This is a genomic window from Dyadobacter sp. CY261, assembly GCF_021440085.1.
Lineage (GTDB): Bacteria > Bacteroidota > Bacteroidia > Cytophagales > Spirosomataceae > Dyadobacter.
On sequence record NZ_JAKCPW010000027.1, the window covers coordinates 23,061 to 39,951 of the forward strand.

A 16,891-nucleotide genomic window follows, 5' to 3' on the forward strand; every position below is an offset into this window, starting at 1 on the left:
CAAGACTCGCCCGCATATTGTGTCAATCCCTTCCGGAAATACTCCGAACATGCTACTCAACCAAAATGGTCTTGGCGATCATTTCCGCGCCGGTGCTGAATTTCAGTAAATGCAGGCCGGATGAAAGCGTTCTCAAATCCAAAGTCACTTTATTAATTCCTTTTGCCAGATCGACCTTGCCGGATTTAACCAGAGTCCCTGCTACATTGTAAATGCTCACCTGCCAGCTCTCAGCCCGGTTCACCGTTATGTCCACGGATGCCGATTTATTCACGACCGGATTCGGGTAAAGGCTGCTTACCCGGGTTTTTCCCGATTCATTTTTGATCACCACGATTCGGGACAAGGCGAAACTGCTGTCAATGTCTATCATTTTAAGGCGGTAATAAAAGTTGTCGGACGTGCTGCCAGCTGCCAAATTCAGGCTGTCGCTGAACCGGTACCGGGTAACGCCGGACTGCTCATTGGAGATTGCATTTACCCGACCTATGGTAGTAAAACTCTTTCCATTCGAACTTCTCTGCACTTCGTAACCACTAAATTGTGTTTCATCGGTCACTTCCCATTCCAGCAGATTTATGTTCTCCACTTTCTTTCCTGTGAAAGATATGAGGTTAACAGGCAACGGATTGGCTGTAAATGTGATGGTACCCGAATAGCCGCCCTGCCCCGGAACAGATGCTTTATCGGCGCGTACGCGGTAGTAGTAATTGGTCCCCGCCGTTTCCCTGCCGGTGGTGGGCAAGATTACTTTTTTTGAAGTCTCCGTCACTTCGAGTGCCTCATAACCCGGAAGGAAACTACCGGCGGCAAATGTTTGGCTAGTCGACACATCGAGCAGATAGCGATCGGCGATGCCTACGGCCGGGGCCGACCAGTTGGCGACAAATTCGGTTGACTTGCCTGCCGATGCCCCCAACGCAACCGGTACCACCACGGCGTAGCTTTCGATCCAGTTGATGTTCGCCGGGTCGAAATGGTAGAGTGTACCCGTCTTACCATTGCCCGTCAAATCAGTGAGCGAAGCGGCGTTTTCCTGGTTGCCGGTGTCGAAATTGTAGCTGGCCATCAGGTCGGGATGCGTCGGAGAAACCATTTGGAGCATATTTGCCAAGAGATCTGCCTCGCTTCTGGCTACTTTCCAGATCCGTACTTCGTCCATCAAGCCATGGAATGCCACTGGTGCATAACCCGGGTTTCCACCCAGTGCGATGTAACTATTGGCATTCAGGGCCGCAGTTCCGGCTCCCGTGGTGTTTTCTTTATCCAACTTCCCATCGATGTATATTTTCACAGATATACCTGCCTTTCTTACCACGGCCACATGATGCCAGCGATCGTCTGTCACAGTTACCTCGCCTATCGTGGTCGCGTTCTTGTTTCCGTCGAAAAATGCAATTTTGTTGTTGAGAATACCCATGGTGAAATCATTGGCTGTGCCACCCTTATCGGAATTGAACAATGCGGTCGCAGAAAAACCCTGCGAGCCAGTGGTCGAATTCTCCGAAGTCCTTATCCAGGTTTCCAGCGTGAAGTCGGGGGATTCTATTTTTCTATCAATCTGTACATATTCTTCCAGGTTAACGTCTGTTTTGGAACCTGCAAAACGAAGTGCATTACCAGGCGGGCTGAATGGCCTTGTAACGGTAATGACGTAAGTCGTTGCAGCAGAACCATTGGGAGAGGATACCTGGATGCTGATAACATTGACCCCATAATCCATATTGAGAGGGCCGGACGGAGTACCCGTGGCGAGCGGCGTATAATTCCCGTCGTTTACTTTTACCGCTATGGTTGAGGAAGGATTTCTTAACGTCGCCGAAATCACAACCGAAGACGCTTCTTCGCCGATACTTGCTGTGTAAGAAAGTATTTCTCTTTCAAATGCAGCCAGCGCGGCACCATTCAGTGACAATGCGATCAGGTCTGGATTGTACAGTGTCGTAACCGTCTCCACTTTGGATAAAGCACTCTGGTCACCCAGGTACCCTTTGAAGCAGCCGATACGGTAATAGTAAGTCGTTTGGGGTTCGAGGTCTTCTATTCGTAAGGAGGTGTCCGTAGCGCCATACATTCGGGTTTCCGGGGAGGCGAAGGGAACGGTAGGGTCTTTGGACAGATAAACCCAATACATCTCACTTGTTCCCACCGGTGCCGGGGACCAGTGCGCCGTGAATCCGGTTTCAGTGATATTGTCCACCGGCGGCGATGTATCCGGAACCACCATCGCGTAGCTTTCCGTCCACGCGCTGCCTGTCTGGATAAAATTGTTTAGCGTTGCAAAACCGCCAGAGCGTGACAAATTGGGAAGCTCTATGCTGCGGACGCCGGTGTTGACATCAAAGGAAAGACGCGTCGTCAAAGCAGGATGATCTCTCTGGGGAATCTCAAATCTGATTGCATTCAGGGTCTCCTGATCGAATGTTCGGTCCCAAATCCGGAGTTCGTCCATGGATCCCTGAAATGAAACATTGACATTATTGGGAACGCCTCCGAGATGGACGAAAGGGTTTGCAGTCAGCGGATTGGCACCGGCAGGTCCCGTTGCGTCCAGATTACCATCGACGTATATTTTGACACTTTGCCCGGCCTCGCGTACGACCGCCACATGATGCCACCGGCCATCGGTTACCCGTGTAGTACCAAAAGTATTGACGTCCGCGCTGCCGTCGAGAAATGCAATCTTGTTATTAAGGACACTCAGAACAAAGTCGTCGGCTCTCCCGCTTACGTCGGAATCAAGGAGTATCGAACCTTGATAAGCAGCGTCACCTGTTTTGGAATTAACAGCTGTTCTGATCCAGGTTTCAATCGTAAAATTGGGGAATAGCATTTTATTGGCCAGGCGTACGTAATCGTCTGCTCCATCAAAAACCAGCGCATTTCCGGGAGGGGTCCCGTTGAAAAAACCAGTCTTCTTACCCGTTCCGAGCGGGGTGGTAACTGTCAGCTCCCCACCGGCACCAGGAGGTTTTAGCAATGTAATCACATTGTCATCGACGACTTGAAATCCCATCGGAACGCCGCCGATGGTCACTTGGGTAGCACCGAGAAAATTATATCCGCGAATGGTGATCTCGACCCGCCCCTCACCAGCCTCCGGCGAGAATGATGCAATCACTGGTCCCAGATAATATTGCATCTGACTTTCCGTAATCGTCTGATAGCGAATACTCTTGGGGAGCAAAATTACTTCACTGACCCATCCGTTCAGCCTTGACTCTCCCTGCTGATCTGAGCCTATCACGAGTGGCGTGTTTGAGTCCGCGTAGCCGTTTTTAATATCGAAACCAATTTCATTGCGTTCACTATTGAACCAGGCTCCCACGTCAAATGCTTTTTTACCCATAAAAAACCAGGAAGCAAATGGGTTCGCGGCTATGAAAGCCTTTTGCAGATTGACCGTTGAAATGCTCGTATTTCCATCGCCTATTTTAAACGTAGCACCAGATACAGCAAAGGGAGCAGGTTTTCCGTCAGATGTTTTACTGACCATCGCATTGAGATTGGCGGTTTGGTCTTCCTTCACACCGGCAACGGCGTAGATGGAAAATTCGTCGGAAAAGCCCTGGAAAGGAGCCGTGTTCAAATAACCATTGCTGGCAGCCGAGCCAGTGAAATATAACGTGGGCACACCTGATTTGCGGTCGATGTGTCTGCCGTGCGCAATACGTGGCTGACTGCCGGGGTCCGTTTGAAAGGCATCCATGTTCCCACCGCTCTGGTCATACCAGATGGGCACAAACAACTCGGCCGGTCCGGCAAATTGCAGCATGGTGAGCGTATCCAGGTGACCATTCGCATCGAAGCCGATATCCAGCATGGCATTGTCATAGGAACGCCTGACGCGGAGTGCCGGTGTGGGTGAATTCGTAAATCCGGGTACAGGTGGGAGAGGGGTAACTGGCCCGTGCTGGTATACAGTTCCCAACTTGCGGAGGGAATAAGCCGCTTTGGCGTTTGACTCATCATGCCCTACGTTGTCGATGTTGGGTGCCCTGATAACTGGAATCTGATATAGCAGCTCGGTACCCGCTTCCGAAGTCACTTTAACCGATATCGTATTCCGGCCGAATGCAGCATCCAACGGTACGACGGTTGGCGCACCGCTTATCGCAGGTAAGTCATTGATTATAAGCGAGGCTCCGGGATGAGTTACTGTTGCAGTAACCGTCACCGACTCCATTGCTGCCGGAGCAGCAACTTCGCCATAGTAAGTAACTGAGGGATCGAATGCAGGTGACAGCGGTCCTGTACTTAATGTGAGGGCGGACAGGAATGAGTTCCCGCTACCGACGATGATGCTAAAATTGACGTCTTTTCCAGCGCATCCGAAACGATTACCTGCCTTAAAAATAAAATCGTAGGTCGCAATAGCCGGAGGGACGTTAACACCAAAAACAGTCGGCGTTGGAAACTGGAAATCCGTTTGATTCACGAAGCCAGGCAGCTTTCTTGCTCCGGCAAATAGCGAATACCTGTCGGGCTCACCGGTGCCTTTGGTATATGGGACCTGGGCCGTTTGAATACTCGTCGGGGCTTCAACACGAATAAGCGGGTCAATGGACACCTCGGGAACTGGATTTACACTGATTACTTGCGCTGGAAGTGCCTTTGTGCATCCTTCAGGAGTAGTCGTAAATGCCGTAATTTCCGTCGACGTCTCAGGCCTGATTACTGACGGATTTTGATACAGATTTTCATTTAAAGTTAGCGTACGCTGATTCCAAGACCAGTAGGCGGGCCTGGAACAGGTCATTCTGATATTGTTTATCCCCCAGAAAGAAAGACCACCATCGCCTGATACGATTTCTACATGGGAGAAAAGGCGAATGTAAACCGTAGGTTTGTTTTCGAAGGTGGTAGGTACTTCAATCTTTGTATCAAAAAAAACCTTGCCTTCTTCACTGGTAAGAGGATCTTTTCTTACAAAAACATCGGTCCAGGAAACCCCATCGAGTGAAAGCTGCACTTTTTGCACGCTGTTGGGATTCGTATTGATTGATGCCACCTCGTTGATAGTGATGGCGATATTCGTATAACCTAATGTGCTGATCGCAGGTGATTTTAAAGTCCTGATTAACTGATGAGTATCATTTTGCCGATGGCTTTCAGTATAAATAAAGCCGCTACCTGCTTCCCTGATATCCAAAAAGCGGTATTTGTCCGGATAAAACTTCCAGGTTCCATTAATACTTGTCGTCGTAGTGCCCGTCCAGTTCGCTAGACGCGCCTGGCTATCAAAATTTTCTTCGTAAATAAAAATTCCCGAATACTTACTTTCACCTCCGGTAAGTGTGACAGCTGTTCCGGCACAAACCTCCGTAGCGGATATCGTCGGCTGCCTGGTAATGGTTAGTTTGGCCGAATTGATAACCTTCGTGACAACCTTACTGCAGCCATTCACGGTGCCGGTCACCTTGTAAGTAGTAGTCTCGACCGGCGATGCTTCGACTACGTTTCCAGTCGTCTGGTTCAACCCGATGGCTGGAAACCATTTGTATTCGTGAGCCCCGGAGGCTGTCAACTTAATGGGGGCGTCGCAGAACGTAGAACCCTCCGATTCAACCGACACGTCCGGCGTTGCTTGTATTCTAATGGTGGCGGAAGGCTGATCGTTTACCGGAAAAGTAACGGAACAGCCGTTCCCACTTTGAACACTGATCAATTTGTAGGTCTGATCACCTGCCTTGTCAGTCTGGATTGGCAGGTCCATTGAACGAGTACTGGCGGAAGCCAGCACAAATTCCCTGACTACATTGGCAGGATCTGTATAGTTTAAGGTATATGGAAAAGTGCCGCCACTGGGCTCAATACGAACATTTCCCGTTGCGAGTTGACACAGGTCCGACGGGGCGCTGATCGTAGCAGACGCATAGCCTGCAACAATGACCGAAACCCTGCTGAACATTTCGGTAACACAACTGGTGGGTGTCGATACAGCCAATAAATCATAGTCAAATCTTCCAATAACTGAAGTAGGTGCCGTAATCGTCACTGAGTTACCCGAAGTCGTGGTTATCGTCTGTTCAGGGCCTACTTCCGTAGGCGAAATAATCCTGTATCTGAACGTGTATGGCCCGACAGATCCGGAACCGGTGAAGGTAACGGCCGGTGACGGAGCGTCTTTGCAGACATTGCCAGCGCCGGTAATCGTCGCAGTGGGCAGAGCCTTTACCGTAACCGTTACCTGGCTGGCAGTTCCTCCGCAGCCATTGTTGGCTGAAAGACTGTAAGTTGTCGTCACCAGTGGCACTATGGATTTCTCACCTTGTAAATTGGAACTATAACCCTTCGGAACGGAGGTCCACCGATACCCGGCAAGACGCACGGCCACACTCTGTATCATCCAGAAATTGAATCTTGAATTGCCCTGGGTGTCGACATACCTGAACCGCATGTACACCTTTTCCTTATTCTCATATGCAGTCGGAAGCACGATTTCATCCGTTTTAAACTTATTTCGTCCTCCTTCGCGGTATTCATCGTTATAAGTAACCAGGGTCGCCCAGTTATTGCCGTCCGAGGAGGCTTCGACCGAGAACTTTGATGCATTTTCGTTTCTTAAATAATGGGTCAGGAAAACAGAAACGCTGGTCAATCCCACTGTGCTGAAAGCAGGCGATGTCAGAGTTGAGTTGATGGCCCTGTTGACGGCCGTGATCGAAACGAGGGTGTTCGCTGCATAAGCAGGCCCGGAGCCTACGTAGTATGTATTGCGCTGCCATGCTTCACCCAACTGCCAATCATTCAGGTGGCCATTAAAATCGCTTTGATAAACGGACGGAATGCTCGATGCCGAAAGATTGATCGCGGTCCCGATACATACCTCGGTGGAAGAAATGGTCGCTGTTACCGGGAAGCTTACGGCAGAGGTTACGATAGAAACGACCTGGGTGGTACTGGACGAGCAACCAGTGATATCGGTAACCGTCAATTTCACCGTCTTCGTGCCGTGGGTAAGATATTGGTGGCTGGTCGCCGGACTATCCGTTGTCTGAGATTTCCCGTCGCCAAAATCCCAGGCGTACGTAGCCTGTGACACCCGCTGTGCATTGTTAAGGGTCAAATGCAGGTTGTTACCACTTCCATCAAGCGCCTGTGCTCCGCTGGTTTCGTTGAAATTCCAGCTGCCGGTTGGCGATGAATAGCAGACATCTGCCCGGAGCCCGTTGATCTCTGCCATATTAAGCGCTCTGTCCCAGATAGCAACCTCGTCGATGGACCCAATGAAATTCTCACCCCCTGAGACGTTTTGCCCCACAGAAAATTTCCCGCTCGCAAATTCCCCCGGCACACGTGGCGTCGTGGTGGGATTACTGACAGGATAATGAAGGCCGTCTACATATAAAATCCAGCTCCCGTTGTTCCGGACAATGGCTACATTTTGCCACTTGTTTGGGGTCAATTTCACACTGCTGGTCAGGAAAGCAACACCACCGAGAAGGATTGTCAGATTTTTTGTAGTACCATCGATATACAGCCCATAACCCGACAGGCCAGCGTGCCCGTTCATCATGATGGCTTGTGACGAACCATTGGCAATCGTGCCGCTCCATTTAACCCAGGCCGCCATTGTTATGAAGTTAACCTGTTTGGTAGGATACGAATCAGCTGCAGCCGCGGCACCCGAGGAAGAGCCGCTACCCTGAAATGCGTTTCCGATGCAGGCACCGGTTGCGTCAAATCTGGTGGTTTCGGTCAGACAGGTCGATTGCGCTGTGAAGTCCGCATTGGGATATTTAACACGCAGGATCGAAACCATTTCATGCTGGCTTTGTCCCTGGGGTATGTAGCTGTACGAGTCCCCGAAGTTGTCAGTAATGGTTAAGGTCTTGCCCGATCCGACCGAGCCAAGGTAGGGTTTTGTATTGTTGAACCAGTTGACGGTGGCGTAACCACTCGGCGCGGTAATAGTGATCGAGCCTGGCATCTCATTATTGCAGTTCGTAATAACGGCTGCCGTCTGCGGGAATGCGTAATGAGCGTATAGCAACGCGGTTAGAAACAGGACAAATCTTGGGCCGAAAGTCTGTTTAAAGCCTTCTGATAGAGAGGAGAATTTTGTCATAGAATGCCGGATGACTCGATTAAGAGGGTTTACTGCTTTTGCTGGTCACGAAGAAGGAAAAAGGCGACGTAAAAAAGCTCTTTATTCAATCAAAAAACCAAAACGAGCCATAGACAAAGTGTAGACAAATTGATTAAAATCGTCCCTCTGGCACGAGCAGGAACTGTTTGAATGTAGACAAATGTCAAACTTCCTCCGAAGGCGACATTTTTTTATACAGCCTGGTTTTCGCGCGGCGTACGCTGGCAGGATCGATATTGAGAAGCGACGCGATTTCCTTGGTGGAAAGTTTCATATGAAAATAGGCATGAAGCCTGACCTCGTTTTTGGTCAGATTGGGATGCCTGGCATACAGTTCATCGAAAAAGCGGGGATGGACCTGTTCAAAATGCAGCTTGAATTTTTCCCAGTCCGCTTCCAGGTACAAATCGTTTTTCAGGATCGATTCGATATTTTTGAGATGGTCATGTTTGCCTTCCGGGTAAAATTCATGCAATTCTTCGATCTGGCCTTTCAACCCCGACAGCATTTTATTCTTTTGCACGATATAAAGCGTTGTAGATGCCAGTTCGCGCTGATTGACTTCCAACCGTTGTTGCAATGCCTCATTCATTGTTTTCTCGTGGCGCATGTCGGCATTGATCTTTTCGTTTTCGACTTCAATCAGCCGTTGTCTGAGCATTAGTTCGCGGAGATCGAATTCCAGTTGCCGCGTTTCGATTTCTTTGGTCTTTAAATCGTTCTGAATCAGTCGTGTGCGGGCCACGAGGGCGATCGAAAAGCCAAGCGACTGTGCAATAATGGCCATATCCGGTAAAAATTGATAGTCGTTACCGGTGTAGCTCACCATGACGTGGTACATCGTCGTACCCACCATAAAAACCAGTGGTAGCAGGTTTGCAATTAAAAAAGAACCTGATGCACGGAGGCCGCGGCGATAACCGGCAATACAGGTATACAAAATGATCAGGACAAGCAGAAGCGCCAGCATGTTTTCATACAACACCGTGTAATGCTGCAGATAAAAAACGCCGGTATCGATCGACATGATGACCGCCGTCACCGACAAGTAAACGGTCAGTCCGTATTTCAGGGCCCTGTCGGCTTTCGGCAGCGTTTTGTGCGCGTCGAAAAATGATCTCGTAAATTGCACAAACCCGTACATGATCAACAGTAAACCGATGTGCATCAGCAGGTAGTTCGCATCGTAAAAGTCTAGCTTGCCGCCAGGCGTAACCCAGAAAGTAAATACGGGACAATAGAAGAGGACTGAGAAAAAGTGCCGGTATGAAGTAATGTAAATCATCCCGCCTAGCTGCGCGATCAGATAATACATAACGGTTTTGTCCTTGAAACTGAAATAGATATACAGGTTATTCAAAAAGAAAATAAACAAAATGGCCAGGGTCAAAAGCCAGACAGTGGTCAGGGTCTTTTCCTTTTCGACCGCATAATCGTTCTGGTAGAAAATGATTTTGCGTTTAAAACTACCCTCAAATTTCCCGGCGGCGGCCACATTCACTTTGATATAAAGCGTATTCAGCATTTTGCCCTGTAAGGTGCACGGCAGCATCCCATGCAAGCGGCGGTCAAAATTCGATTCGGCAAAAATTCCCGTCCGGTACGCGACCCATTTTCCGGCATCGTGATTGAAATGATAGAGAGTAATGTCTAAATTGGGTTCTACACGCACCTGATAATGCCGGGCATAACTGGATGGGTTATCGACCGATATTCTTAACCAGTAGGCGTTCGATTTCCCAAGGCCGAGCGAATCATCCAGCCTAAATGGAAGCGACGGGTTGGCCAGGATCTGTTCAAGGATATAGTGGCGGTCTGCAAGAACTTCATACCCTGCGGTGGAAATGACAAGGCTGTCGCCTAACCGCAACACAGCTTGCCCGGTGGTCCAAAAAGATATCAAGACAAGTAGGAGCGTAGAGATGATCTTGATCAATAAAAACAGCGGTTGAGTTGGGAAGATCAAAAATAACTATTTATCGAAGAAGTAGGATAAAAACATTGTGGCGCGGATCGTACGCTCGGCATCCTCGCGTAGCGCCCACTCATATTCAACAAGGGCGGGAGGATACCCGCTGGTAACGCTAGCCAGTTTCAGCAAATCCACTTTTTACAACTGGCTGCAGCGATGGCGGCATGGAGGTTTCAGAATTGAAACGGATGAAAGACCTGGAAGAGGAAAATCGGCGGTTGAAAAAGCGGACGCCGCCGCGTGGAAGATCCGTTACAGACTACGTCGACGACCGCGCGGCGGGCCGCACAGAATGCATTCATCGAACGATTTAATGGCACTTTTCGCCGAGAGGTTCTGAATGCTTATTTATTCCGAAGTTTGCCACAAGTTCGGGAGGTGGTTGACCACTGGATCAACGATTACAATACGCAAAGACCACGTCAAGCACTTGGCTTTTCAACACCAGATGAGTTTAAACCAACGGGATAAGCTCTATTCAGAAATTGATCACCAAAGAGGGAATAACACAAGGATGATCTAACGGTAATTAGATGATTCAGAAACTAATTAGTTACGTTGAGGAATATTCAGGCTTACAGGTAAATTGCTCGGAAGCAGAATTGCAGGCGCGCCTGATGCACCAACTGTCCTTTTGCTGCACGGTTACCCTACTTCTTCCCATATGTTCAGGAATTTGATTCCGATCCTCAGCAAACAATATCATGTTGTCGCCCCGGATTTGCCTGGTTTTGGTTATTCTGACGCGCCAGGCAATCAAGACTTCGATTATACTTTTGATAATCTTGCTGGTACGATGCAGGCATTTATTGATCAACTTGGCCTGAAACGCTTTGCCATTTACATTTTTGATTACGGCGCGCCGGTTGGTCTACGCTTAGCCATGGCGAATCCCCAAAAAATACACTGGCATCATCTCCCAGAACGGGAACGCTTATGAGGAGGGGCTCAGCAAGGAGTGGAACCCGATACAACGATACTGGAAAGATCCATCACAAGCAAATCGTGAGGCACTCAGAGATTTCGTGTCCCAAGAGGCGACTTGGTTTCAATATCATGAAGGCGCGTCTAATCCATCACTCATTGCGCCAGAGACCTACACGCTTGATCAGCACTTCCTGGATAGGCCAGGCAATATCGAGATTCAGCTAGATTTGGTCAAAGATTACAAAACCAATGTTGAAATGTATCCAAAATTTCATAAATGCTTCCGGGAATACCAGCCAAAATTGTTGTTAGTTTGGGGAAACAAGGATCCGTATTTTCTTCCTGCAGGAGCCGAGGCATATAAGAAGGACTTAGGTGATGCAACTTTGAAATTTTACGATACAGGCCACTTTGCTCTTGAAACACACGCGGCGGAGATCGGAGTGGATATACTTGAATTTTTTAAAACATTGTCGATTTAAACCCGGCGTAACAAGTCTTATAAAATCTCTATTTTAGACTTGTTTGTTGTAATTGGAAAGTTGACTAACCATTTTTACCAAATGGTAAATGAACTGTCCGCAATAAATTCGAAATTTGATCAATGGAAGAGTTCATTAATTACATATTACAGTTTGGAAATCTGAATAAGCAGCAAACAGATTTCATTGTTGGCAAAGCCAAGACGCTGGAACTTCATAAAGAGGATTATTTTTCGGAAGCTGGAAAGGTCCCAAGGCAAGTTGGATTCCTTCTCGAAGGGGTCGTGCGCTTCTGCTATTATAATAACAAAGGCGAAGAAATCACTCAATACTTCATCGACGAGAATAATTTTGTTTCAGACCAACAAAGGTTTGAGGCGCAAGTGTTGGCTTCTGAGTATATACAGGCAGTTACCGATTGTAAATTGCTTATTTTTTCAAAGAGGGATTGGGACGAAATTGGAAACACCATTGTTGGCTGGGATGCTATTACAGGTCTCATATTAAAAAATTGTTTATTAAAAACGATTGAAAGAAGGAGCCCGCTGGTTTCAGAAGATGCAACCACCCGATATTTATCGTTCATTGAAAATTTCCCTGGCCTTGTCAATCGTATTCCGCTTTCATATATCGCTTCATACCTGGGAATTACACAGCAATCATTAAGCAGGATAAGAAGAAATATTCGCTAAAATTCCCTTTTTTACCATTTGTTAAATGCTTTCCTTTTTTCGATACTGACCTTTGTATCATTAATTTAAAGTATAGAGCAATGAGCAAAAAAGTCGTATTGATTACAGGAACAAATAGTGGTTTTGGATGGCTTACTGCCAATAGTGTAGCAGCTCGGGGGCATAAAGTTTACGCCACCATGAGAGATACCAACGGAAAGAATGCCGAAAAAGCCAAAGCATTGGCAAAGGTGGAGAATATCACCGTTTTAGATGTAACGCTAACGGACGAAACCAGCGTGAAAGCTGCTTTCGACACCATTATCACCAAAGAAGGGACTATTGATGTATTGGTAAACAATGCCGGGATCGGAATGATGGGCGTGGCAGAAAGTTATTCGGTGGCAGATGTCCAGGAAATGTTTGACGTAAACGTGATTGCCCCTTTTAGATTGATAAAATTGGCATTGCCATTCATGCGAAAAAAATCAGAAGGATTAATCATCAATATCACAAGTGGTTTCGGAAGAGTTAGTTTTCCTTTCTCAGTAGTTTATGGTGCTTCAAAATTTGGTTTGGAGGGAATGAGCGAAGGTTTGCATTATGAAGTAAGGCCGTTGGGAATTGATGTAGCAATTTTAGAGCCGGGCGCATTTCCTACCGAGATGAGCCAAAAAGCCAGACTTGCTTCGGACGTGGAAACCACCAATGGCTACGAAGAATTGTTAGCAGTTTACCCCAATAAAATGGTCGCCGCTATTGGTCAACTATTTGAAACTTTAAAACCGAACCCGCAAGATGTGGCAGATGCTATACTGGATCTGATCAATTTGCCAAAAGGAGAAAGACCATTAAGAACAGTTGTCGATCCGACGACGGGAGAATTTATAAGAAAAGCCAACGAAGCTGTCAGTGGTGAATATTCAAAAGCATTGACAGCGTTTGGGATGGAAGGTCTTTTAGCATAAACTTTCATTGTTGTCAAAATCGGCCCGAGGGATCAATTATCCCCGGGCTGATTTTGACAACAATAAACCATACTTTTATAACTTGGAAGTAACTAGTACATGCTAAGATTGCTTCACCAACTGCAATTCAACATTGATAGATATTTCGTCGCTTACCAATAGCCCTCCGGTTTCCAAAGGCATATTCCAGTTCAATCCCCAATCTTTACGATTAATTGTACCTGTAACCGAAAAGATCGCTTTTTCATTGCCCCATGGATCCTTAATGACGCCCCCAAACACAACCGTTAGTTTCACTTGCTTGCTGACACCTTTGATTGTAAGCCCGCCATAAATTTTATAACTGCCGCTCTTGTCGACTACCTCATACGTGTTTCCAGTAAAGTTAATTTCCTTAAAGTGATCAACGTCAAAGAAATCCGAATTCCTTAGGTGGTCATCCCTTTGTGCATTGCCTGTATCTATTGAGGCAGGATTGATCCAAAAATCAACCTCAGCAGTCAGAAAATCTTCATTTGTCGTATAGATACTGGCATCATATTCTTTGAAGACTCCTCGTACAGTCGCGACCATAAGGTGTTTAATCTTAAAGCCTATTTCACTGTGCGTCGGATCGATCACCCATTTGGTCTTGTTTCCTGTTTCCATTTGTTATTTATCTTAATTATATCAATTGATTTCAAATCATGCTTTTAGTTGAGAAAGCAAAAGGAGATATTAGAAAAAGCTATATAGTGTAATCAAACTTGTGTGAAAGGGTACTAGTACTAATAAATTGCCATGTGATCAATATTCCAGCTGCGGCAAGATCTTTTCTTTCCGAATATAGAATGGCCGTGTGATAAAGGCCGGGGGCGCTTACTGGCCCATCGATCTCTGTTTCTCATAATCGATCTTGCCGTATTCGCCATTATAAAAATCCCGGTAGGCAATGGCTATGTCCAGCTTCGAGTTCATCACGAATGGTCCCTCAGCGAAGATCGGCTCCTGATACGCTTCTCCGCCGAATAATATGAAATCGCATGCTTTCTGGCTTTCGTTTTTCAGCTCGATACTACCTTGTTTTCTGTCAAACTCGATAAAATCGCCGACATTGAATATTTCATCATTGATGACGGCTGGTTTTTCGGGAAGGTAGGCGGCGACCTCTATTTCGTCTGCAAATTCGATCGCGAAAAAGGCACCTGCGTCCAGATGGATATGATAAAGGAATTGTTCCGAATAATTGGGTATCACCGAACTTATATCCTCAAATGTCCCAACGATGACTTTGATCCAACTTTTGCCATCCGGCAGGTCTTTGCGCGGCACTTCATTTCCTTCAATGGCTAAATAAGCTGGTTTTTCAGCCTTGATCTCTGAGGGCAGATTGATCCAAAACTGGAAAGCATGTACAAGTTTGGAATCACTTTGCGAATCATAATTCAGCGTTTCATCATGAATGATCCCATTACCGGCATTCATCCATTGTACCCCTCCGGAATGAACCTTGGCATAGTTCCCCGCGCTGTCAAAATGTTCGTCTTCGCCGTTCAATATGTAGCTCAACGTGGCAATGCCGCGGTGCGGGTGTGCACCAGTACCTTCTTTATTAATCTTGCTCTGGATCCTTGGCACGATATGGTCAAGAAATACGAACGGCCCCACCGCGTCGGCATATCGGTTAGGTAGCATTCGGGATATTTCGAGGTAGCCAATATCTGCCCTTTGCCTCTGGGTTGAAAAGCTGCTATTCTTCTTCATAAAAAACTGACCGTGAACGAATAGAATTTAGGTAAGGGTTGGGATGGTGATAGCCCTATGGCTCTATTTAACCAATGGGATGACCTGGCTGCCGATCAACTCGATAGACCGCATTAACTGCTGGTGTGTCAGGCCCGCAATGTCCATTTGGAATGTGAACAGGTCGATACCGCCGAGTGCTTCGCTATGCCTTTTCAGTTTTTCGGCAACCGTTTCCGGTCCGCCGACCACTAGCGCACCTTTTGCAGACACACCAGCGTCGAATTGCGCTTTGGTAACCGGCCCCCAGCCGCGTTCACGGCCTATTTTGGACCATGACTCTATGTATCCGGGAGCATAATCCGCGCTCGCCGACTGATCCGTATCGCCCACATATCCCGGGGAATGCAGTCCGACTTTAAGCTCCTCTGGCTTGAAACCAGCCTCTTTACCAGACTTTCTGTAAAGATCGACCAGCGGCCTGAAGCTCTCGGTTTGTCCGCCGATGACGGCCACCATCAGCGGAAGCCCCAGCTTACCGGCACGCACAAACGATTGCGCAGTACCGCCTACGCCCACCCAAACGGGTAATTTCTTCTGAACAGGGCGAGGATAGACCGGCTGATTATGCAAAGCGGGCCTGAACTTACCCGACCACGTAACGAATTCCTCATCCCTGAGCTGTAGCAACAATTTTAGTTTTTCACTGAACAGGGCGTCATAATCATCAAGCTTATAACCGAACAACGGAAACGCTTCTGTGGCAGAACCCCGACCGGCAATGATCTCCGCACGTCCCTTGGAAATAATATCCAGTGTTGCGAATTGCTGAAATACCCGTACCGGATCTGAAGTGCTCAGCACGGTCACCGCACTCATTAGCCTGATTCTTTTCGTGCGGGCAGCAGCAGCTGCAAGTATCACTGCCGGAACTGAATCGAGAAATTCTTTTTTATGATGTTCTCCAATCCCGAAAACATCGAGCCCGGCCTCGTCTGCCGCTACGATCCTGTCTAGCAGTTGCTCCATTGCATCAACGCTATTCAGCTCATTACTTCCGTACATGGCCGATGCGAAACTATCTATGCCTATTTCCATATTTCTTCTTCTGATTTTCAGTTTGTATCAAGTGATCAAGGCCCGGTTACCATGTCGCTATTAAGATAAGGTACCGGGTAGATAGTGTCCTGTCCACCAGACTATTTAGGTTGGTTAAACAGATACCGCGCAATTTTCCACTCCCCTTGTTCCTTCCTTAATAAAAAGAACTCTCTGTTTTCCGCAGGAATAATTTTTTCAGTCGCATGGATGCGTGTAGTTCCAATTGAATGTGTCCTGACAAAAGAGATATCATCTTTCATTATCACCTCGTCAATGGTCACTTCGACATTTAACTGGATAGCCTTGAAAAGATATTCATATGCTGTGATCAATTGTGCTGTACCAATAGCGGTTGGTGCCCCCGCAGCTATAAATACACCGTCTGTTGTATATGAACCCACAGCAGTTTTTACATCAGATTCATTTAAAGCATTGAAATAATTATTTAATGCTTTTTCTACTGCTGCTTTGTCTTGATTTTCCATTTTTGCCTGATCTTCCATCGTTATTAGTTTTTTGCGTTTTTATTTCAATGTAAGCTGACTTTGTATTAAGTGATTCATGTGGTCAATATGGTCGACTTAACCGTGCGTGGGTCATATTTATAACCGCATACTGTTAATGCGACATCCTGAAACTATTGGGATGTCGCCTTCCAGGCATTATGCTTGTTAAGCCGGTACAGGCGTATTGAGTAATTGCTGTTCCCATGCATAAGCTACGCCGGTTGCCCCTGTATGTTCGATCATCAAACCGGCCAGCTGGGCAGCAGTATCCAGGCGGGCCCAATCCCTCTGCCATTCAGATGTGACCGCAATCCAGTTGATGGGTGTAATGCCATGCTGAACCATACGGCGAACTGCCATATCGTGCGCTTCCGCTGTAACCGATCCGCAGGCATCTGTTACCACAAATACATCATAGCCTTCGGCAGCAGCCTGGATGGCAGGCATAGC

General features: G+C 47.3%; 13 protein-coding genes and 1 pseudogene. 6 read left to right on the forward strand and 8 right to left on the reverse strand.

Features of this window, described 5'->3' with window-relative positions:
• Positions 1-52: 52 nt before the first annotated feature.
• The 3 genes from LZD49_RS33790 to LZD49_RS35675 all read right to left on the reverse strand — a co-directional run bounded on the left by LZD49_RS33790 (position 53) and on the right by LZD49_RS35675 (position 10,199).
• Complete coding sequence (locus tag LZD49_RS33790; protein WP_234672851.1) at positions 53-8,071, reverse strand: LamG-like jellyroll fold domain-containing protein; 8,019 nt, start codon at positions 8,069-8,071, stop codon at positions 53-55.
• A gap of 184 nt (positions 8,072-8,255) precedes the next feature.
• The gene (locus tag LZD49_RS33795) at positions 8,256-10,028 is read right to left on the reverse strand and encodes a 7TM diverse intracellular signaling domain-containing protein (protein WP_234672853.1); all 1,773 of its coding nucleotides are present in this window, start codon (positions 10,026-10,028) and stop codon (positions 8,256-8,258) included.
• A gap of 36 nt (positions 10,029-10,064) precedes the next feature.
• Positions 10,065-10,199 carry a hypothetical protein gene (locus tag LZD49_RS35675; RefSeq protein WP_255721437.1) on the reverse strand — a complete coding sequence of 45 codons (135 nt, stop codon included), beginning with the start codon at positions 10,197-10,199 and terminating at the stop codon, positions 10,065-10,067.
• Between LZD49_RS35675 and LZD49_RS36240 the strand changes: the two are divergent.
• From LZD49_RS36240 to LZD49_RS33825, 6 genes and pseudogenes are all read left to right on the forward strand, one after another.
• Positions 10,189-10,291 (forward strand): annotated as a pseudogene (locus tag LZD49_RS36240) (transposase); the annotation flags it as partial. The gene LZD49_RS35675 and the pseudogene LZD49_RS36240 sit on opposite strands and share 11 nt — an antisense overlap.
• 13 nt (positions 10,292-10,304) lie before the next feature.
• Complete coding sequence (locus LZD49_RS36245; protein WP_409021379.1) at positions 10,305-10,535, forward strand: transposase; 231 nt, start codon at positions 10,305-10,307, stop codon at positions 10,533-10,535.
• 163 nt (positions 10,536-10,698) lie between these two features.
• Positions 10,699-11,004 (forward strand): alpha/beta fold hydrolase, encoded by a 306-nt coding sequence (locus LZD49_RS33810; RefSeq protein ID WP_255721438.1) that lies wholly within the window; start codon positions 10,699-10,701, stop codon positions 11,002-11,004.
• Between the two features lie 85 nt (positions 11,005-11,089).
• The gene (locus LZD49_RS33815; protein ID WP_234672856.1) at positions 11,090-11,473 is read left to right on the forward strand and encodes an alpha/beta fold hydrolase; all 384 of its coding nucleotides are present in this window, start codon (positions 11,090-11,092) and stop codon (positions 11,471-11,473) included.
• A 122-nt stretch (positions 11,474-11,595) separates the two neighbouring features.
• Positions 11,596-12,165 carry a Crp/Fnr family transcriptional regulator gene (locus LZD49_RS33820; protein WP_234672858.1) on the forward strand — a complete coding sequence of 190 codons (570 nt, stop codon included), beginning with the start codon at positions 11,596-11,598 and terminating at the stop codon, positions 12,163-12,165.
• A gap of 80 nt (positions 12,166-12,245) precedes the next feature.
• Entirely contained in the window at positions 12,246-13,112 is an 867-nt protein-coding gene (locus tag LZD49_RS33825) for an SDR family oxidoreductase (protein WP_234672860.1), read from the forward strand.
• A 102-nt stretch (positions 13,113-13,214) separates the two neighbouring features.
• On the opposite strand, the gene LZD49_RS33830 is transcribed toward LZD49_RS33825, so the two are convergent.
• From LZD49_RS33830 to LZD49_RS33850, 5 genes are all read right to left on the reverse strand, one after another.
• Positions 13,215-13,760 carry a YceI family protein gene (locus LZD49_RS33830; RefSeq protein ID WP_234672862.1) on the reverse strand — a complete coding sequence of 182 codons (546 nt, stop codon included), beginning with the start codon at positions 13,758-13,760 and terminating at the stop codon, positions 13,215-13,217.
• A gap of 210 nt (positions 13,761-13,970) precedes the next feature.
• Positions 13,971-14,855, reverse strand: coding sequence for a pirin family protein (locus LZD49_RS33835; RefSeq protein WP_234672864.1), 885 nt, complete (start codon positions 14,853-14,855; stop codon positions 13,971-13,973).
• Between the two features lie 63 nt (positions 14,856-14,918).
• Positions 14,919-15,932: an LLM class flavin-dependent oxidoreductase gene (locus LZD49_RS33840; RefSeq protein WP_234672867.1), complete on the reverse strand. Its 1,014-nt coding sequence runs from the start codon at positions 15,930-15,932 to the stop codon at positions 14,919-14,921.
• Positions 15,933-16,033: 101 nt separating this feature from the next.
• Complete coding sequence (locus tag LZD49_RS33845) at positions 16,034-16,438, reverse strand: nuclear transport factor 2 family protein (protein WP_234672869.1); 405 nt, start codon at positions 16,436-16,438, stop codon at positions 16,034-16,036.
• A gap of 168 nt (positions 16,439-16,606) precedes the next feature.
• A partial coding sequence (locus LZD49_RS33850; RefSeq protein ID WP_234672871.1) for an isochorismatase family protein occupies positions 16,607-16,891 on the reverse strand: 285 nt, incomplete at its 5' end.

What these genes read in the sequence shown, in the direction of transcription:
- LZD49_RS33790 (WP_234672851.1), bottom strand. Translation starts at nt 8,071, where the DNA reads ATGACAAAATTCTCCTCTCTATCAGAAGGCTTTAAACAGACTTTCGGC.
- LZD49_RS33820 (WP_234672858.1), top strand. Translation starts at nt 11,596, where the DNA reads ATGGAAGAGTTCATTAATTACATATTACAGTTTGGAAATCTGAATAAG.
- LZD49_RS33825 (WP_234672860.1), top strand. Translation starts at nt 12,246, where the DNA reads ATGAGCAAAAAAGTCGTATTGATTACAGGAACAAATAGTGGTTTTGGA.
- LZD49_RS33830 (WP_234672862.1), bottom strand. Translation starts at nt 13,760, where the DNA reads ATGGAAACAGGAAACAAGACCAAATGGGTGATCGATCCGACGCACAGT.
- LZD49_RS33835 (WP_234672864.1), bottom strand. Translation starts at nt 14,855, where the DNA reads ATGAAGAAGAATAGCAGCTTTTCAACCCAGAGGCAAAGGGCAGATATT.
- LZD49_RS33840 (WP_234672867.1), bottom strand. Translation starts at nt 15,932, where the DNA reads ATGGAAATAGGCATAGATAGTTTCGCATCGGCCATGTACGGAAGTAAT.
- LZD49_RS33845 (WP_234672869.1), bottom strand. Translation starts at nt 16,438, where the DNA reads ATGGAAGATCAGGCAAAAATGGAAAATCAAGACAAAGCAGCAGTAGAA.